The sequence below is a fragment of the Pseudomonas extremorientalis genome (assembly GCF_024584605.1).
GTDB lineage: Bacteria > Pseudomonadota > Gammaproteobacteria > Pseudomonadales > Pseudomonadaceae > Aquipseudomonas > Aquipseudomonas extremorientalis.
This window is the reverse complement of sequence record NZ_CP089519.1, coordinates 2,737,373-2,755,469: the sequence shown is the minus strand read 5'-3', so window position 1 is coordinate 2,755,469 and position 18,097 is coordinate 2,737,373. Positions and strand designations below refer to the sequence as shown.

The 18,097-nt window shown below is 63.4% G+C and carries 13 protein-coding genes; 5 read left to right on the top strand and 8 right to left on the bottom strand.

Going from position 1 to position 18,097, the window contains the following annotated elements; genetic code table 11:
• Positions 1–2 precede the first annotated feature (2 nt).
• Complete coding sequence (locus LUU92_RS12275; RefSeq protein ID WP_071490077.1) at positions 3–1,361, bottom strand: glutamine synthetase family protein; 1,359 nt, start codon at positions 1,359–1,361, stop codon at positions 3–5.
• A 139-nt stretch (positions 1,362–1,500) separates the two neighbouring features.
• Here LUU92_RS12275 and LUU92_RS12270 point away from each other — a divergent pair, with 139 nt between their 5' ends.
• Positions 1,501–2,388, top strand: a complete 888-nt coding sequence (locus LUU92_RS12270) for a helix-turn-helix domain-containing protein (protein ID WP_071490078.1) — start codon at positions 1,501–1,503, stop codon at positions 2,386–2,388.
• A 115-nt stretch (positions 2,389–2,503) separates the two neighbouring features.
• On the opposite strand, the gene LUU92_RS12265 is transcribed toward LUU92_RS12270, so the two are convergent.
• The 3 genes from LUU92_RS12265 to LUU92_RS12255 are packed head-to-tail and all read right to left on the bottom strand — an operon-like array spanning position 2,504 to position 5,627.
• On the bottom strand, positions 2,504–3,607 hold the full coding sequence (locus tag LUU92_RS12265) for an acetoin dehydrogenase dihydrolipoyllysine-residue acetyltransferase subunit (protein WP_071490079.1): 1,104 nt from the start codon (positions 3,605–3,607) through the stop codon (positions 2,504–2,506).
• A complete protein-coding gene (locus LUU92_RS12260; RefSeq protein ID WP_071490080.1) occupies positions 3,604–4,623 on the bottom strand; it encodes an alpha-ketoacid dehydrogenase subunit beta in 1,020 nt (339 codons plus the stop codon). Before LUU92_RS12260 ends, LUU92_RS12265 begins: the two co-directional genes overlap by 4 nt.
• A 23-nt stretch (positions 4,624–4,646) precedes the next feature.
• Positions 4,647–5,627 (bottom strand): thiamine pyrophosphate-dependent dehydrogenase E1 component subunit alpha, encoded by a 981-nt coding sequence (locus LUU92_RS12255; protein WP_257103710.1) that lies wholly within the window; start codon positions 5,625–5,627, stop codon positions 4,647–4,649.
• A gap of 298 nt (positions 5,628–5,925) precedes the next feature.
• On the opposite strand from LUU92_RS12255, the gene LUU92_RS12250 reads away from it, so the two are divergent.
• Positions 5,926–7,788: a sigma-54-dependent Fis family transcriptional regulator gene (locus tag LUU92_RS12250; RefSeq protein WP_257103709.1), complete on the top strand. Its 1,863-nt coding sequence runs from the start codon at positions 5,926–5,928 to the stop codon at positions 7,786–7,788.
• 130 nt (positions 7,789–7,918) lie between these two features.
• Here the strand turns inward: LUU92_RS12250 and LUU92_RS12245 are convergent, their stop codons facing one another.
• The gene (locus LUU92_RS12245; protein WP_058425756.1) at positions 7,919–8,698 is read right to left on the bottom strand and encodes an acetoin reductase; all 780 of its coding nucleotides are present in this window, start codon (positions 8,696–8,698) and stop codon (positions 7,919–7,921) included.
• Positions 8,699–8,882: 184 nt separating this feature from the next.
• Here LUU92_RS12245 and LUU92_RS12240 point away from each other — a divergent pair, with 184 nt between their 5' ends.
• Positions 8,883–11,036 (top strand): TonB-dependent siderophore receptor, encoded by a 2,154-nt coding sequence (locus LUU92_RS12240; protein WP_257103708.1) that lies wholly within the window; start codon positions 8,883–8,885, stop codon positions 11,034–11,036.
• 3 nt (positions 11,037–11,039) lie between these two features.
• Here LUU92_RS12240 and LUU92_RS12235 read toward each other — a convergent pair whose 3' ends face one another.
• Together LUU92_RS12235 and LUU92_RS12230 are read right to left on the bottom strand one after the other, a co-directional pair.
• Positions 11,040–11,477 (bottom strand): carboxymuconolactone decarboxylase family protein, encoded by a 438-nt coding sequence (locus LUU92_RS12235; RefSeq protein WP_257103707.1) that lies wholly within the window; start codon positions 11,475–11,477, stop codon positions 11,040–11,042.
• A 767-nt stretch (positions 11,478–12,244) separates the two neighbouring features.
• Positions 12,245–13,153, bottom strand: coding sequence for a LysR family transcriptional regulator (locus LUU92_RS12230; RefSeq protein ID WP_071490112.1), 909 nt, complete (start codon positions 13,151–13,153; stop codon positions 12,245–12,247).
• A gap of 204 nt (positions 13,154–13,357) precedes the next feature.
• On the opposite strand from LUU92_RS12230, the gene LUU92_RS12225 reads away from it, so the two are divergent.
• Together LUU92_RS12225 and LUU92_RS12220 are read left to right on the top strand one after the other, a co-directional pair.
• The gene (locus LUU92_RS12225; protein ID WP_071490086.1) at positions 13,358–13,756 is read left to right on the top strand and encodes a helix-turn-helix domain-containing protein; all 399 of its coding nucleotides are present in this window, start codon (positions 13,358–13,360) and stop codon (positions 13,754–13,756) included.
• 58 nt (positions 13,757–13,814) lie between these two features.
• Complete coding sequence (locus LUU92_RS12220) at positions 13,815–16,577, top strand: ATP-binding protein (protein ID WP_257103706.1); 2,763 nt, start codon at positions 13,815–13,817, stop codon at positions 16,575–16,577.
• Here the strand turns inward: LUU92_RS12220 and LUU92_RS12215 are convergent.
• Complete coding sequence (locus tag LUU92_RS12215; protein ID WP_257103705.1) at positions 16,524–17,993, bottom strand: ATP-binding protein; 1,470 nt, start codon at positions 17,991–17,993, stop codon at positions 16,524–16,526. The two genes, LUU92_RS12220 and LUU92_RS12215, sit on opposite strands and share 54 nt — an antisense overlap.
• Positions 17,994–18,097: the final 104 nt, after the last annotated feature.

Sequence of the window (18,097 nt, the reverse complement as noted above, 5' to 3'; positions counted from 1 at the left end):
TTTTAGACGCTCAACAGCAGGAACTCACGCTCCCAGGAACTGATCACCCGCTTGAAGTTCTCGTGCTCGGCGCGTTTGACCGCGACGTAGCCGCGCACGAATTTATCGCCCAGGTACTGCTTGACCGTGTCGCAGTCCTCCATGCGTGCCAGCGCATCCTCGAGGGTGAACGGCAGGCGCAGGTTACGACGCTCGTAGGCGCGGCCTTCCACCGCTGCGCTCGGTTCGATCTGCTCGACCATGCCCAGGTAGCCACACAGCAGACTAGCCGCAATCGCCAGATACGGATTGGCATCGGCGCCGGGCAAGCGGTTTTCCACGCGCATGGCGTCCGGGCTGGAAGTAGGCACGCGCAGGCCGACGGTGCGGTTTTCTTCGCCCCACTCGACATTGACCGGCGCCGAAGTGTCCGGCAGGAAGCGGCGGAACGAGTTCACGTTGGGCGCGAACATCGGCAGCAGCTTGGGGATGTACTTCTGCAGGCCCCCAATGTGATGCAGGAACAACGGGCTAATGTTGCCTTCGGCGTCGACGAACACCGGTTTGCCGGTGGCTATGTCGACCACACTCTGGTGCAGGTGCATGGCGCTGCCTGGCTCGTCGGCCACCGGTTTGGCCATGAAGGTCGCAGCCACGTTGTGCTTGAGCGCGGCCTCGCGCAGGGTGCGCTTGAACACGGTGATCTGGTCGGCCAGGTCGAGGGCGTCGCCATGGCGGAAGTTGATTTCCATCTGCGCCGGGCCGTCCTCGTGGATCAACGTATCGAGGTCCAGGCCCTGGGCTTCGCACCAGTCGTAGACGTCTTCGAACAACGGGTCGAATTCGTTGGCGGCGTCGATGGAAAACGACTGGCGGCCTGTCTCCGCGCGGCCGGAGCGGCCAATGGGGGTTTTCAGCGGCAGGTCCGGGTCTTCGCAGCGCTGGGTCAGGTAGAACTCCATTTCCGGCGCGACAATCGGCTGCCAGCCTTTGTCGGTGTAGAGCTGCAGGACTTTCTTCAGCACATTGCGTGGCGACAGCTCGATGGGGTTGCCCTGTTTGTCGAAGGTGTCGTGGATCACGATCGCGGTGGGCTCGATGGCCCACGGCACCACATAAGTGGCGTGGGCCACCGGGCGACAGACCATGTCGATGTCGGCGGGGTCGAGCAGGTCGTAGTAGATCTCGTCGTCGACAAAGTCCCCGGTTACCGTTTGCAGCAGCACACTTTCCGGCAGGCGCATGCCTCGCTCATGCAGGAACTTATTGGTGGGCGCAATCTTGCCGCGGGCGATGCCAGTCAAATCACTGATCACGCATTCGACTTCGGTAATCTTGTGTTCTTTCAGCCAGGCGGACAGCTGATCGAAGGGGGCGTTCATAAGGACCTCGTCATGGGTTGGGTGCATGCACCGGCTTGTACTCCTGGCGCATTGAGGTCTATCTTGAGGCCGCCGCACCCCGGCATCTATCCACTTTGCACGCACCACAACGCACCAATAGAGTGCGCCCAGGCTTCCCATGACACAGGCAACCGCTTTGCGCGTACAGGCCTTCACCACCGGTGATGTGGCCGCTCAATGCAGTGCGACACCCGGTTGGGTGCAGCAGTACCAACAGATGTCCCCGGGGCATTTTGCCGGGCGCATCCGCTACCTCGACCTGCAAGGCGTGGAGGTGTACGAAGAGTGCATGAACACCCGCGTCGAGCAGCATTTCAATGCGCCCGCCGGCTCCCTGGCGTTCTGTTTCGACGGCAGCGACAACGCGCTGTACCTGCTCAATGGCGAAAGCCGCAACACCTGGATCACCCCGGAAAACTACCGTGAAGTAGCGGTGGTGTTCGGCCCGCAGTTCGTGCAGCGCCATGGGTTGGAGGTGGCGACGCTGGAAGGTTTGTTCATGGCGCCGCTGACCGGCCAGCAGAACGCGTTGTTCGCCCGTTGGCTCAGTGGCACGCTGACACGCTTGTCCACGGTCAGCGACCCTGCCGCGCTTATCCAGCAATTGCTCGACGATTGCCTGTTCATCCTCGACAACGCCTGCGTGTGCCTGGACCGCAGCTCCTTGCAGCGCCGCAACGAAGAACGCCGGCTGATGGCGCGCATCGGCGAATGGGCAGCAGACGCGCCGGACGAAACGGTCAACCTGCTGGAACTGGCGCAGATTGCCGGGGTGCCGTTGCGCCAATTGCAACAGGGGTTCAAGACCTACACCGGGATGAGCCCGGCGCAGTGGTTGCGCTTGCGCAGGTTGAATGGGGCGCGGCGGGAGTTGCTCAATTCAACCGGGACCACCGTGGCCGAGGTGGCGATGAATTGGTCGTTCTGGCATTTGGGGCGGTTTTCCAACAGCTACCGCGCCCTGTTCAAAGAGCTTCCCAGCGAAACCCTGAAGCGTTCCGTTTGAAATCCAATCCAAATGGTGGGAGGGGGCTTGCCCCGATTGCAGTGTGTCAGTCGCCACAAAGATTGACTGAACCACCGCTATCGGGGGCAAGCCCCCTCCCACAGTTGATTGCATTTCAAGGTTGGGATTTGAGGAAGGCGGCCATCACCTGGTTGACCCGCTCCGCCGCCTCCAACTGCACCATATGCCCCTGCCCCGGCAGAATCTCCACCTGGGCATCCAACCCCTCGGCATGCCGGGCCGGGATGATCGCATCGTCACTGCCCCAGATCACCAGGCTCGGCTGCCGGCCCACGCGATGACGTAAGTCCAGCTTCTGTCGTCCGCCCTCGAACAACGCGGTATTGAGCTGCTGCAGCGCCTTGTCCACCCCTTCCAGGCGCTTGAACTTGAGCATGTCCTCCAGCATCTGCCGCGTCACCAGCGCGGGGTCGCTGAACAGTTGGGTCAGTGGCGGCTTGAGCGCATTGCGGTTGCTGGCGTCGGCAAACCCTTGCAAGTAATCGCCGTTGATCTCCTGGCCGAGGCCGGCGCTGGCGATCAGAGTCAATGAGGCAACACGCGCGGGCGCCTGGTCGGCAACGGTCAGTGCGACCAGCCCGCCCATGGAATGCCCGGCCAGGTGTACGCGGTCGAGCCTGAGGTGATCGAGCAAGGCCAGCACCGCAAGGCTCAGCTCCTCGGCATCGCCGCTGCGCAGTTGCTTGCCCGACTCGCCATGCCCTGGCAGGTCCAGGGCAATTACCCGGCGTTCGGCGGCCAATACCGGTTGGTTGAACAGCCAGTTGTTCAGATCCCCCCCGAATCCGTGAATCAGTACCAACGGCGTGCCACCCTCGCCCAGCTCGAGATAGCGCAACAGACGCCCGCCTATCTCGACTTTCTGCGCACTCGGTCCCGAAGCTTCGGTTTCGGCGCTGCTGGAGACAAACCCGGCATTGAAGCTGTCGATCACCGCATCGATTTCCTCTTCGGTGGCTTCGCCCTCCACCACAATCCCCAGCAACGCGCCCACCGGCAGGGTTTCGTCGCTCAGTGCCAACACACGGCGCAGGACGCCACTGAACGGCGCCTCGACACTGCTGGAGAGCTTATCGGTCTCCACGTCCAGCACTTCTTCGCCCTTCTCCACCCGGTCGCCAGGTTGCTTGAGCCAGACATCGATGCGCCCCTCGGTCATCGACAGCCCCCACTTGGGCATGGTCAAGGTATGGATCATGCGGCGTTCCTCTTGTCGGCGATCTTCAGCACCGCGGCTTCGATCTTCGCGGCGTTGGGGATGTACAGGTCTTCCAGCGCATCGGAGAACGGCACCGGCGTGTGCGGCGCGGTGACCATTTCGATTGGCGCGCGCAGGAAAGAAAAACCCTGCTGGGCGACCAATGCACTGATATCGGTGGCAATCGAGCAGCGCGGGTTGGACTCGTCGATCACCACCAGGCGCCCGGTTTTTTCCACGCTTTCGAGGATGCTGTCTGCATCCAACGGACTGGTGGTGCGCAGGTCCAGCACCTCGCAATCGATGCCTTGTCGCGCCAGGCTGGTCGCGGCTTCCAGGGCGATGTGCACCATTCGCCCGTAGGTCACCAGGGTCACATCCCTGCCCTCGCGGACAAAATTGGCTTCACCGAAAGGCACGGTGTACAGCTCTTCGGGCACTTCGCCCTGCAGGCTGTAGAGCATCTTGTGCTCGAGGAAGATCACCGGGTCATTGTCGCGGATCGCCTGGATCAACATGCCCTTGGCGTCATAGGGCGTGGCCGGGCACACCACCTTGAGGCCGGGAATGTGGGTCCACATCGAGGTGAGCATCTGCGAATGCTGGGCGGCCGCCCGCAGCCCGGCGCCGTACATGGCGCGCACTACCAGCGGCGTGGTGGTCTTGCCGCCGAACATGTAGCGGAACTTGGCGGCCTGGTTGAGCAACTGGTCGAGGCAGCAGCCGATAAAGTCGACGAACATCAGTTCGCACACCGGGCGCATGCCACGGGTGGCTGCGCCGACGGCCATGCCCACGTAGCCGACTTCGGACAGCGGCGCATCGAGCACGCGGTCGGGAAACTCCGGGTACAGGCCCTTGGTCACGCCAAGCACACCGCCCCAGGCGTCCTGCTCGCCAGGGGAACCGGTGCCGCCGGACACGTCCTGGCCGATGATGAACACGCTCTGGTCGCGGCGCATTTCCTGGGCCAGGGCTTCGTTGATTGCCTGCTGGTAGCTGATTTTGCGAGCCATGAAATTCTCTCCACGAATTGTTGTTATGAGTGGTAGGCGACGTAGACATCGCTGAGCAGGTCGGCGGCCTGGGGCTTGGGATCCGACTTGGCCAGGCGCACGGCGTCGTCGATGAGCTGGGCGATCTCGCCATCGATGCGCTCGAATTGCGCCGCGTCCAGCCAGCCTTCAGTGCTGCAACGATGGCGGAACAGCGCCAGGCAATCGGCGTGTTCCCGCAGGTTCTTCACTTCATCGGGGCCGCGATAGGTTTGTGCATCGCCTTCGAAATGGCCGTAGAAGCGGCTCAATTTCACTTCGACCAAGGTTGGCCCGTCGCCCTTGCGCGCACGTTCCACGGCAACACCAAGCGCTGCGTGCACGGCGAAGAAATCATTGCCATCGACGATCACCCCCGGCATGCCAAACCCCACGGCACGCTCGGCGATGTCCTTGCACGCTACCGACCAACCGGATCCGGTGGCCTCGGCATAGCCGTTGTTTTCCGCAACGAACAGGCACGGCAGTTTCATGATCGAGGCCAGGTTCATCGCTTCGAACACCGCACCTTCGTTGGAGCCACCGTCGCCAAAGAACGCCACGGCCACGCCCTGGCTGCCCTTGAGCCTGGAGGCCAGCGCCGCACCGGCCGCCAACGGTGCACCCGCGCCGACAATGCCGTTGGCGCCGAGCATGCCCTTCTCCTGGTCGGCAATGTGCATGGAGCCGCCTTTACCGCCACACACACCGGTTTTCTTGCCGTAGATCTCGGCCATCATGCCGAACACATCCACGCCCTTGGCGATGCAATGGCCGTGGCCACGGTGGTTGGAGGCGATGCAATCTTCATCGTTGAGGTGAGCCATGACTCCGGCGGCACTGGCTTCCTGGCCGGCGTAGAGGTGCACGAAACCGGGGATCTCGCCGGTGGCGAATTCCACGTGCAGGCGTTCTTCGAAATCACGGATGGTGCGCATCACGGTGTAGGCATGCAGCAGTTGATCGGTGGACAGCTGAGTGGACATCTTGTTGTTCTCCAGGTTGTCTCGACACACAAAAGGCTGATCGTGGTCAGCTACAGGGCCTTCAGCACAGCCTGTGCCAAGGCCGTAAAAAACCTGGCATAACCTTGATCCAGAGCGGTTGTCGCAACCGGGCCGGGATCGCAGAATGAGACGCGGCATTGCGACTCGAAGGCGGCGTCTCAGCCGGTTTGAGACGCTGCGTCTCAGCCCGGGCTGTTGGTCAGGCCGCGCTTGTCGCGCCCGACGCATGCGCGCTTAATGGCGGGCATAACAACAAAGACCGAGAACCGGAGGCCTTATGCTCGCCGCGAACTCCAGGGAGCACGTCGACTGCGTCAGTCGCGTGGTCCGCAATGCCGACCGCCTGCCCCAGGCGCCGGTGCCGTCGCTGATCTTCGATTCGTGGCGGCGCTCCATGGAGCAACACCACCTGGACCCCGGCTCCCTGCAGGGGCCACGCATCCTCAGCGAACCCTTGCTCAAGGAATGCCGCGAACGCGCCGAACTGTTCATGCGCATTGCCGGCGAAGCCGTCGGGCAACTGCATCACCGTGTGCGCCAGGCCGACTACTGCGTGATGCTCACCGATGCCCAGGGCCAGACCATCGACCACCGCGTGGACGCCTCGATCCGCAGCGATTGCCGCAAGGCCGGCCTGTACCTCGGCACCTGCTGGTCGGAAGCCGAAGAAGGCACCTGCGGCGTGGCCACCGTGCTCACCAGTCAATCGGCGGTGACGGTGCACAAACGCGACCACTTCCGCGCAGCCTTCATCGGCCTGACCTGCTCCGCCGCGCCGATCTTCGATCCCCAGGGCAACCTGCTGGGAGTGATGGACGCCTCGGCGCTCAAATCGCCGGATGACCGCCGCAGCCAGCACCTGATACGCCAGTTGGTGGCGCACAGTGCCGAGGCCATCGAGAACGCCTTCTTCATGCACAGCGCCCAGCAGCACTGGGTGCTGCAAGCGCACAGCACGCCGGGTTATGTGGACAGCCAGCCCGACCTGCTGCTGGCCTGGGACCAGGACGGCCGCCTGCAGGCCTTGAACAGCAAGGCGCGCCAGGCCTTGCGCCGGCGCTTTGGCCAGGTGCCGGCGCACATTGGCGAGGTGTTCGACCTGAACGCCTTGCGCACCGTCACCGACCAGTCCACCCAGCAACTGCATTGGCTGGGAGAACCGGGTGCGCTGCACGTGCGGGTCAACGCGCCCCGACGCAAACAGGCGCGTGCGCCGCTGGTGCCTTTGGTGGATGCCCGTGTCGAAGAACACCTGCGCCTGGCCGTGCGGGTCAAGGACCGCAACCTGCCGGTACTGGTGCAAGGCGAAACCGGCGCCGGCAAGGAAGTCTTCGCCCGCCAACTGCACGAGCGCAGCGCCCGGCGCGGTGGGCCGTTCGTGGCGGTGAACTGCGCAGCGATTCCGGAAAACCTGATCGAGAGCGAGTTGTTCGGCTATGTGGCCGGCGCCTTTACCGGCGCCGCCAGCAAAGGCATGCCCGGGCTGCTGGTGCAGGCCAATGGCGGCACCTTGTTCCTCGATGAAATCGGCGACATGCCTCTGGCCCTGCAGACGCGCCTGCTGAGGGTGATGGCTGAAGGTGAAGTGGCACCGTTGGGCGCGGCGAAAACCCGCACCGTCGATATCCAGGTGATTTGCGCCAGTCACCGCGATTTGTCGGTGTTGGTCAATGAGGGCCGCTTTCGCGAGGACCTGTACTTTCGCCTCGGCTGCGCGCGCTTCTGCCTGCCGCCGCTGCGCGAGCGCACCGACAAACTGGCGCTGATCAACCGTTTGCTGGAACAGGAAGCGCGCAACAGCGGTATCACGGTGGGTATCGGCCAGGTGGCATTGGAGTTGCTGTTGGGGTACGCGTGGCCGGGCAATGTGCGGCAACTGCGACATGTGCTGGCGTATGCCTGTGCGGTGTGTGAGGGCGGGACGGTGCAGGTGGCGGATTTGCCGGTGGAGGTGCGTGGGGAACAGGTTGAAGCATTGACGGAAGATCGCGCGAGCCCGGAGCGCCAGGTGGTGCTGGATGCGCTGATTCGGCATCGCTGGAAGCCGATACCGACCGCGCAGGCGCTGGGAATCTCAAGGGCGACCCTGTACCGCCGCGTCAACCAACTGGGCATCGACATGCCGAACAAAACCCGCTGATACAACGGGGTCAACACTGTGGGAGGGGGCTTGCCCCCGATGGCGGTGGACCAGCTAATACTTCCAGTGGCTGACACACTGCTATCGGGGGCAAGCCCCCTCCCACATTGGACTGGGTACATCTGAGATGTCAGCGGTAGACAAGGCCACCGTCGATCAGCGGCGATTGCCCGGTCATGTAGTCCGCATCCGGCCCGGCCAGGTACGCGACCAGCCCTGCCACATCCTCCGGCGTCTGCGCCCGGCCCAAGGCGATGCCATCCACATACTTCTTGTAGGTCGCACCGACTTCGGCGCCGGTGATCTCGGCCATGCGCTTGTCGATCTCGACCCACATATCGGTGCCCACCACGCCCGGACAGTAGGCGTTTACGGTAATCCCGGCGCTCGCCAACTCCTTGGCCGCCGCCTGGGTCAAGGCACGTACGGCAAACTTGGTGGCCGAGTACACCCCCAGCAGCGCAAAACCTTCATGGCCAGCGATGGAGCAGGCGTTGATGATCTTGCCCTTCTGCTTGAGCGCCTTGAATTTCTTGCCGGCGGCCTGGATGCCCCACAACACGCCCTGCACGTTGATGCCCAGGGTGCGCTCGACCTGTTCCGGGCTGACGTCCAACAGCGAATCGATCTGCGCCACACCGGCATTGTTGACGATGATGTGGAAGCCACCCAGGGTCAGGTGCGCATGCTCCACCGCCGCCACCACCTGTTCGCGCTTGGACACGTCAGCGACGAACACCGAGGCCTTGCGGCCCAGCGCGACGACTTCGGCGGCCACGGCTTCGAGCTTGGCGCCATTGATGTCCACCAGGGCGATATCGGCACCGTCCTGTGCCAGGCGCAAGGCGATGGCCCGGCCAATGCCCTGCCCGGCGCCGGTCACCAGCGCGACTTTTCCAGCAATACTCATGGGGTTCTCCTGCAATTGATGAGGGACGCCTTGTCTATCGCAGGTGCGCTGCGGGCTGTCGAGGTGCACATGGATGGGCATGCGGCCTGAGACGGGATGTCTCAAGGTGCGAATCATTCTTGTAAAAGTGCGCACTTATGCCTAGCTTATGCGCCCCCCGCCCGCGCTTTAAGGCCCTGCCCCCATGGTTTTGCGTTTTCGTCCCGTCGTCACCTCACGTTTCGCCCTCGGTCTGCTGCTCAGCGGGGGCATCGGTCACAGCCTGGCGGCAGACCTTGAACTGCCGGCGGTGAAGGTCCAGGGCCAGGATGCATCCGGCTACCGCAGCGACACCGCCTCGGTGAGCGGCGTCGACGAAGCGCCACTGCTCGACACCCCGGCCTCGATCACGGTGATCAACGCCGCACTGATCAAGGACCAGCAAGCGCGCCTGCTCAGTGAAGTACTGCGCAACGACGCCTCGGTGGGCGACAGCTATGCGCCCATCGGCTACTACGAAAACTTTGTGGTGCGCGGCTTTTCGCTGAATGCGGCGAGCAGCTACAAGATCAATGGACGCACCATCACCGGCGAGCAGAACGTCGCGCTGGAGAACAAGCAGCAGGTCGAAGTGCTCAAGGGCCTGGCCGGCCTGCAGAGCGGGATTTCCGAGCCCAGCGGCGTGATCAACTACGTGACCAAGCGCCCGGAAGATGTGCGCTCAGTGACCGTTTCCACCGATGATCGCGGCAGCGGCTATGTCGCCACCGACGTCGGTGGCTGGTTCGGCAGCGAGCAACAATTCGGCCTGCGCGCCAACGTCGCCCACGAAGACCTCGCCTCCTACGTGGAACACGCCAATGGCCAGCGCGATTTTGTGTCCCTGGCCTTTGACTGGAACATCAGCCCCGATGCCGTATTGCAACTGGACGCCGAGTACCAGGACAAGCAACAACGCTCGGTGCCGGGCTACCAATTGCTGGGCGGCACCGAGGTGCCACACGGGGCCTCACCGAAGAAACTGCTGGGGCACCAGAGCGGGTCCAGGCAGGTGGGCATTGATTCGCTGAATCTCAACGGCAAGTTTGAATACCGCTTCAATGATCGGTGGAAAGGCAGTGTGAGCGCGGCGCGCAGCAAGGTGGTGATCGATGACTACAGTTCGTTCGCCTATGGTTGCTTCTATGTGACCGATTGCGGCACCGCCTTCTTCAGCCCCACCGGCGACTACGACGTCTACGACTACCGCAGCCCCGACGACACCCGCCGCGACGACGAAGTGCAGGCGGCCATGACCGGGCTGTTCAACACGGGCAGCCTGGGTCATGAACTGACGTTTGGCACCAGCGCCTTTCGCCGGATAGTCGACAAGCGCAAGTCGGTCAACGAATACATCGGCAGCACCAATATCAACGTCGACGCCCCAACTTTCACCCCCACCGACAAGCCGCTGAACGACAGCCATCGCAACCTCGACAGTCGCCAGTACGGCCTGTTCGTCACCGACCGCATCCGCCTCAACGAGCAATGGCAAACCATCCTCGGTGGCCGCGAAGTGCGTCTGGACGAACAAGCCTTCGACGGTACCTCTGGTGACGAGGTACGGCATACCCAGCAGTACGTGTTCCTGCCCCAGGCGTCGTTGATCTACAAACCGGTCGAAAACATCTCGCTCTACACCAGCTACAGCAAAGGCCTGTCCTTGGGCGGTCAGGCGCCGTGGACAACCCGAAACGAAGGCGAAACCCTCGCCCCCACCACCTCACGCCAAATCGAAGCCGGGGTGAAATACGACTGGCGCCGCATCAGCTTCGCCGCCGCCGTGTTCCAGACCCGCCAGGCCTATCAGTACGCCAAGCCAGATGGCGCGGGCAAATTCGACTACGTACAGCAAGGCGAGCAAAAGAACACCGGGCTGGAATTGTCAGCCAACGGCTGGGCCACCGAACGCCTGCAGATCGCAACCAGCGTGGCGGCGATTCGTGCGCGAGTGACCGGCAGCGGCACAGCGGACTACGAAGGCCACCAGGCGATCAACGTGCCCAAGCTGCGCGCCAGTGTGTATGCCGACTATGCGTTGCCCTGGGTGAACGGCCTGGCGGTGCTGGGCGGCGTGCAATACAGCGCCAAGAAGTACGCCAACCGCAGCGGCAATGTGCAAGTGGGAGATTACGCGGTGGTGAATGTGGGCAGCCGCTACACCACCCAGGTGAGCGGCTATGACACGGTGTTCCGCCTGAGCGTCGACAACCTGTTCGACAAGCGCTACTGGCGCGACGCGGGCGAGTACATGGGCGATGACTACCTGTTCCAGGGCGCGCCATTGACGGCGCGCCTGAGTGCCTCGGTGAATTTCTGAGGCTTACTTCGGCATCTTGCGGAAACCCACGGCCAGGCGGTTCCAGCTGTTGATGGTGGCGATGGCCACGCTGAGGTCGACCTGTTCCTTGGGGCTGAACTCGGCGGCCAGTGCGTTGAAGTCTTCATCCGGCGCGTGGGTGTGGCTGATCAGGGTCAGGCTTTCAGCCCAAGCCAATGCAGCGCGTTCACGCGGGGTGAAGAACGGCGTTTCGCGCCAGGCTGACACGGTGTACAGGCGACGTTCGGTCTCGCCACCTTTGCGGGCGTCGGCGGTGTGCATGTCGAGGCAGAAGGCACAGCCGTTGATCTGCGATACCCGCAGGCGTACCAGCTCCAGCAGTGGCAGCTCGATGGAGAGTTTGCCGACGGCGGCTTCCAGGGCGAGCATGGCTTTCATGGCGTCTGGGGAGGCGGTGTAGAAGTCGGTACGGGGTTGCATGGTGATGCTCCAGGGCAGTGGGGATTGATGGCTAGGTTAGTCATCGGGCCTTGGGGGAGGAATAGCCAATTCGGGGTAAGAATGGGTGACCAATTTTTGTGAGTACATATCCGTTATTTAGGTAACGGCCGCTTATGGTTCCGCCCTTAGATCGGCTCACTTTGGAAAAGCCGGAATGCCGGCCCAGCCCAAAGTAAGCAAAGGGCTCTTGCCCCAACACTCGGCACCTCGCCTAGGCTCGGTGTGCCCGTAATCCGACAGTGATTTGGGGGGCCTAAGATCAAAATCAAAAGCAGATCAAAAGCCAGAGCCAGAGCAAACCACCCTTCAACTGATACATGAAGATCAAACTGTGGGAGGGGGCTTGCCCCCGATGGCGGTGCCAGCCAACTCATCAGTGACTGACACACTGCCATCGGGGGCAAGCCCCCTCCCACACTTTGACCGAGTACCGGCCATTCAATCCGGTCGGCTCTAAGGCCGCCGCGCTCTTGCTTTTGATCTTAGGCGCCCCGTCAAACACGCTGGCCGAACGCAGGCTTGAATCCGTGGGTAACCCGGCAGGACGCCGGGTTAGCCGCACTGGGCCATGGATGGCCCATTGCGGCGGCCCACGGATTCAAGCCGGAGAGAGGGCACACCGAGCCTAGGCGAGGTGCCGAGTGTTGGGGCAAGAGCGTTTTGCTTACTTTGCGCTCTTCAAAAGTGAGCCGCTGTAAGAGCGGAACCATAAGTAGCCGTTACCGAAGCATCGGATATGTACTCAGTCAAACCACCCGAGCCATATGCTCCCCAATCCTGCCCCTCAACCACCGCTCCGCCGGGTCATTGTCATGCACCCCACTCCACACCATCGACAACTCCGCCGCATCGATCGCAAACGGCGGGTCCTGCGCCCGTAGCGACGTGCCCTCCGTCAACGCACACGCAGCATAATCCGGCACCGTCGCAATAATCTGCGTACCGGCAAGCAACGCCCGCAACCCACTGAACTGCGGCACCGCCAGCACCACCCGGCGGGTACGACCAATGCGCGCCAGGTCCAGGTCGATGTTGCCGCTCAAATCCCCCGAAAACGACACCATCGCATGGGGCCGTTCGCAGTAGTCGTCGAGGGTCAACGGTTCAACACCGTCATCCCCACGCAAGACCTTGCACGGAATATCCCGCAGTTTCTTGCGCTTGGCATTCGCCGGCAATTCCGTGGTGTAGCTCACCCCCACCGAAATCTCGCCGCTGGCCAGCAGCGACGACATCAACAGGTAATTGGCCCGACGCACCACCACGATGATCCCCGGTGCCTCTTCGCGCAGTTGGCTGAGCAACGGTGGGAACAGGCCAAATTCAGCGTCGTCCGAGAGGCCAATGCGAAACACTGCACAACTGGTGGAAGGGTCGAAATCCTTGGCACGGCTGACCGCGCCGGAAATGGTGTCCATGGCCGGTTGCAACTCCTTGAGTATCGCCACGGCGCGTGGCGTGGGTTCCATGCCCCGCCCGTTGCGCAGCAGCAACGGGTCGTCGAACAGATCGCGCAAGCGTCCCAGTGCCGCACTCACCGCCGGTTGGCCCATGAAGAGTTTTTCGGCGACCCGGGTCAGGTTCTTCTCGAACATCAACGCCTCGAAAATCACCAGCAGGTTCATGTCGACGCGGCGCAGGTCGTTGCGATTCATGATGATATCCACACGGTTGGCAAGCTCACAGATAACCACGCCAGGCGCCGGCCACATTGCACGCCTGTGCTGTCTTTTCCTGGTCGGCACCTGGCGAAATTAACAACGATTAACTCGTCAGCCGGACGGTCCGGCAACAAGATTGGCCACGTCTACACTGCATCCATCCACCGGGAACGCTCCCATCGACTGCGGATATCTGTCATGGCCCGACTCGATCAATACACCCCTCGCTTGTCCGCCACCGGGGGCCTGTGCCCCCGGCGCGAGCGCATCGCCAAGCAACTGATCCTGGCCAATCTCGGCGAAAGCCTGGCCATTGCCGACATCGCCCAGGCCTGCGCCCTGTCGCGCAGCCATTTTTCCCGTGCCTTCAAGTGCACCACCGGGCTGTCGCCGCAGGAATGGATCCGCCAACAGCGCATCCAGCGGGCCAAGGAACTGATTGCCCAGTCATCCTTGAGCCTGACGCAAATCAGCCTGGAATGCGGCTTCTGCGACCAGGCGCACTTTTGTCATATGTTCACCCGTAGCGAAGGCGTCAACCCGATGACCTGGCGAAATCACCACTCTCGCCCTAAACCGCAAGTGATCGCGGCCTAGTGGTCCTGGCCTGCCTGGCCTATGCTGGCCGCTCATCCCGTTCCGAGCATGGCCACCCATGAACGACCTCAGCGACCAGGCCGTGCATTTCGGCCCCTACCGCATCCACCCGCGCCAGCGCCTGGTGCTGGAGGCCGGTCGACCGTTGCGGCTGGGCCGGCGTGCGGTGGATATCCTGCTGATCCTGCTGGAACAGGCCGGCAATGTGGTGAGCAAGCAGGAACTGATTGCCCGCGTCTGGCCCAGGAGCGTGGTGGAAGACGGCAACCTGCGGGTGCACATGGCGGCGTTGCGCAAGGCATTGGGCGATGGCCAGGCCGGGCAGCGCTATATCGTGACCGTAGCCCAGCGGGGCTACAGTTTTGTTGCGCCACTGAGCATCGAGCCGATGACCCTGCCAACCGAAGGTGCCCCCCAACGCCCGTGCCACAATTTGCCGCTGCGCCGTACGCGCATGCTCGGCCGCCAGGCCCTGATCGACAGCCTGGTACAGCAACTGCCCGAGCAACGCTTTATCACCCTGACCGGCGCCGGCGGCATCGGCAAGACCACAGTGGCGCTGCGGGTGGCGGAATTGCTGATCGGGCACTACCGCGACGGCATCCGCTTACTGGACCTGGCGCCACTGAGCGCGCCATCGATGATCCTGCCCAACCTTGCCGCCCTGCTCGACCTTACCCACGCTGAGCACGAAGCCCTGCCCACGTTTGCGCGGCGCTTGCAGGAGCACCAGTTGCTGCTGGTGATCGACAATTGCGAACACGTGCTCGACGACATCGCCCTGATCAGTGAAACCCTGCTGCGCCACGCGCCCCGATTGCACATCCTGGCCACCAGCCGCGAGGCATTGCGCGCCGAGGGCGAACACGTGCAGCGCCTGGAGCCCCTGGCCTGCCCGCCCGCCACCGGCAACCGCGCCCAGGCGCTGGGCTACCCGGCCCTGCAATTGTTGATCGAGCGGGCCATGTCCCATCAGGACAGCTTTGAACTGAGCGAGGCCGAGCTGCCGCTGGCGATTGATATCTGCCAGCGCCTGGACGGTATTCCCCTGGCCATCGAACTCGTGGCGGCGCAGATCGAACGCTTCGGCCTGCCCGGACTGCTGGTGCAAATGGAAGACAACTTTCGCCTGCTCACCCGAGGCCGGCGCAGCGCCCTGCCCCGTCATCAAACCCTGCGCGCCACCCTGGACTGGAGCTTTGCGCTACTGACCGCCTGCGAACAGATCTGCCTGCGTCGCCTGGCGGTATTTCGCGGAGGGTTCAGCCTGGCCAGCGCAGCGGCGGTGATTGCCGGGGAGCAGATTGCACCACACGAAGTGCTGGGTTCGATCACCCAGTTGGTCGCCAAGTCCTTGCTCAATGTGGAAGCCGGCGATGACGAGATGGTCTACCGCCTGCTGGACATCACCCGCACCTATGCCCTGGAAAAACTCAGCGTCGCCCAGGAACTCCACGCTACCCGCCAGCGCCACGCCGAGCGCTGCCTGGCGCTGATGAACCAGGCCCAGGACGATTGGGAGCTGATCGCAACCCAGACCTGGATCGACCGTTATGCGCCGCTGCGCGAAGACATCCGCGCCGCCCTCGACTGGGGCCTGGGCGACCAGGGTGCGCACCTGCTGGGCATTCGCCTGACGGTGAGTGCGATGCCGTTGTGGCAGGAGTTGTCGCTGCTGCGCGAACATGGCTTGTATGTGGGCAAGGCCCTGGCGCGACTGAGGCAATCGAATGCGCCGAGCCAGCGCTTGAACATGGCCTTGCAGCTGGCGCTGGGCAGTTTTTCCTATCACACCCAGGGCGGCACGCCGCAGACCATTGCAGCATTCAGTTGCGCGCGTCGCCTGGCGGAAGCCGGCAAGGACCTGGCCGGCCAGTTACGTGCGGTGTCGGGGCACATGGCGGTAAACCTGTGCTGCGGCAACTACCTGGAGGCCTTGGCGCAGAGCCTGCACTTCGACCAGCTCGGCCCCCGTGCCGAGCCTTTGCTGTCCCTCAGTGCCCAGCGCCTGCGGGTGTTGGCGCAGCACTTCGCCGGTCACCAGGCCCTCGCGCAGCACAATGCCGAGCAAGTGATCCAGCGCATGGCCCAGAGCGGCCATCTCAACCGCTTTACCCATGGCTTTGGCGTGCAGTACGACCAGAGCGTCGCCTCGCTGACCATCCTTGCACGCATCCTGTGGCTGCGCGGTTATCCGGAGCGTGCGTGGCGTACGGCGAGCCAGGCGCTGGCGCTGGCCTTGCAAATCAATCACGGTACGTCGATCTGCTACACCCTGGCATTGGCCGGGGTGGTCATCGCTCGCTACAACGGCGACAGCGCCATGGCCCACGAACACCAGGATCAACTGCTGCAGCAAGCGCAAAAGCACTCGGTGCAGTTGTTTCACACCTGGGCGCGTTGTTATGAGGGCACGCTACCCATCGCGGATGTGCAGGGGTTGGGCCTGGTCGAGGATATCCTGGTGACCTTCAATGCAATCGAGGTCAGTGACGCGGCCTTCGAGCGCGCCAGAAGTGGCGCAGCCGGCTGGTGCACCCCGGAAATCCTGCGAGTGCGCGCCGAAAGCCTGGCCGACAGCCGTGCGGCAGAAGCCCTGCTGCTAGAAGCCCTGGGCCTGGCGCGCCAGCAAGGCGCGCTGGCCTGGGAATTACGCAGTGCAACCTCGTTGGCAAGCCTGTGGCAGACGCAAGGCCGCGTACAGGCGGCGCGCGATTTGCTGGGTTCGATCTACGCCCGCTTCACCGAAGGCTTTGCCACCCAGGACCTAGTCCGCGTACGCAGCCTGCTCGACCAGTTGCAGGACAAACGGCCGGCCTGAAAACGGCCCTAGGTAATGCCCGTAGCCCTGCTGCAAACGCGCCACCTGCAACGGGTCGCGCAGTTGCGCCAGGGCGTAGCTGCGCACGCAATTGAGCAGGCGGTAACGCGGGCTGCCTGGGCCCGGTTCCAGGGTCAGCAGCGACGCACCCACCAAGCGCCCCAGCAGGTAGGACAGGTCGGCGTGTTCCAACTCGGTCCCGGCGACCAGTTCACTCAAGGTGGGCACGGTCACGGCCATCTTGAATAAACCCAATTGCAGGAATAGCCAGCGCTCCGGCAGGCTCAGGCGCTGGTAGCTCCAGTCCAGGGCCGCCGTCAGGGATTGGTGGCGTTCCACCGCGGTGCGCCGGCCTCGGGTCAGCACCTGCAAGCCCGCGCGCAACTGCTGCTGCAAACCGCGCACACCGAGGGCATCGACTTGGGCGGCGGCCAACTCCAAGGCCAGTGGGATACCGTCCAGACGCCGACAGATGTCTCGCAGCGGCGCCAGGTCATGGAGGCGCAGCGCGAACCCTTGCTGGCCGGCACGCACCCGCGCAACAAATAACTGCACCGCCGGGTAAGCCATCGCCTGTTCGATACTGCCCATGGCCGCCGGCGCCGGGATCGCCAGCCTCGGCACACGCTGTACCCATTCACCGGGGACTTGCAGGCTTTCACGGCTGGTCACCAGCACGCTGACCTGAGGCGCGGTTTCGCGCAGCACACGCACCAGATGCCGGCAGGCGCCGAGCAGCAGGTCTGCGCCGTCGAGCACCAGCAACAGTTGGCGCGAGGCCAATTGACGGCACAGCTCGCTGGCGTGGGCGCAGGGTTCCAGGTGCAGCGCGGCAGCCAGGTCGCGCAGCATGGTCATCGGTGCTTCCACCGTGGCCAGGTCAACCCACCACACACCGTCCCGGTAGCCCGGCAACACGCGCTGGGCCAATGCCAGGGCCAGGGTGCTTTTGCCGACACCGGCGCACCCGGTGAGGGTCATCAGGTGTTGCCCGGACAGACGCCGAACCAGCACGCCCAACACCTCGTCACGGCCCACCACCGCACTGAGCCGCGCCGTCAGGTTGTGCCGAGGCAGCGCGGCGGGCTGCGCGCCCTGCAGCGGGGCTGCGAAACAGTAGCCGCGCAGAGGGTCATTAAGAATGAACTGCTGCCCATCGAGCACGCGACGCAGTGCGGCGATGTGCACCCTCAGGTTGTTTTCTTCCACCACGCTGTTCGGCCAGACCCGCTCGATCAGAGTGGCTTTGCTGATGAACTGCCCGGGCGCTTCGAGCAGCGCCGTGAGGATATCCAGCGCACGCCCGCCCACAGGCACCGGCCAACCCGACTTGCTGACCAACCGCTGCTGCCGGTGAAACACATAGGCACCGAAGCGTACCGTGCCATCAGCGTCAATCGCCTGAGGATTGTTCATGTGTGCAATAGCGCTGAAACGCCCGGCCCTGGGCGTTTGCGCATCCTTTTCCGTGGGCTTGACGCTATCTTGCCAGCTACCCGTGACAGGACAATGCTGGCACA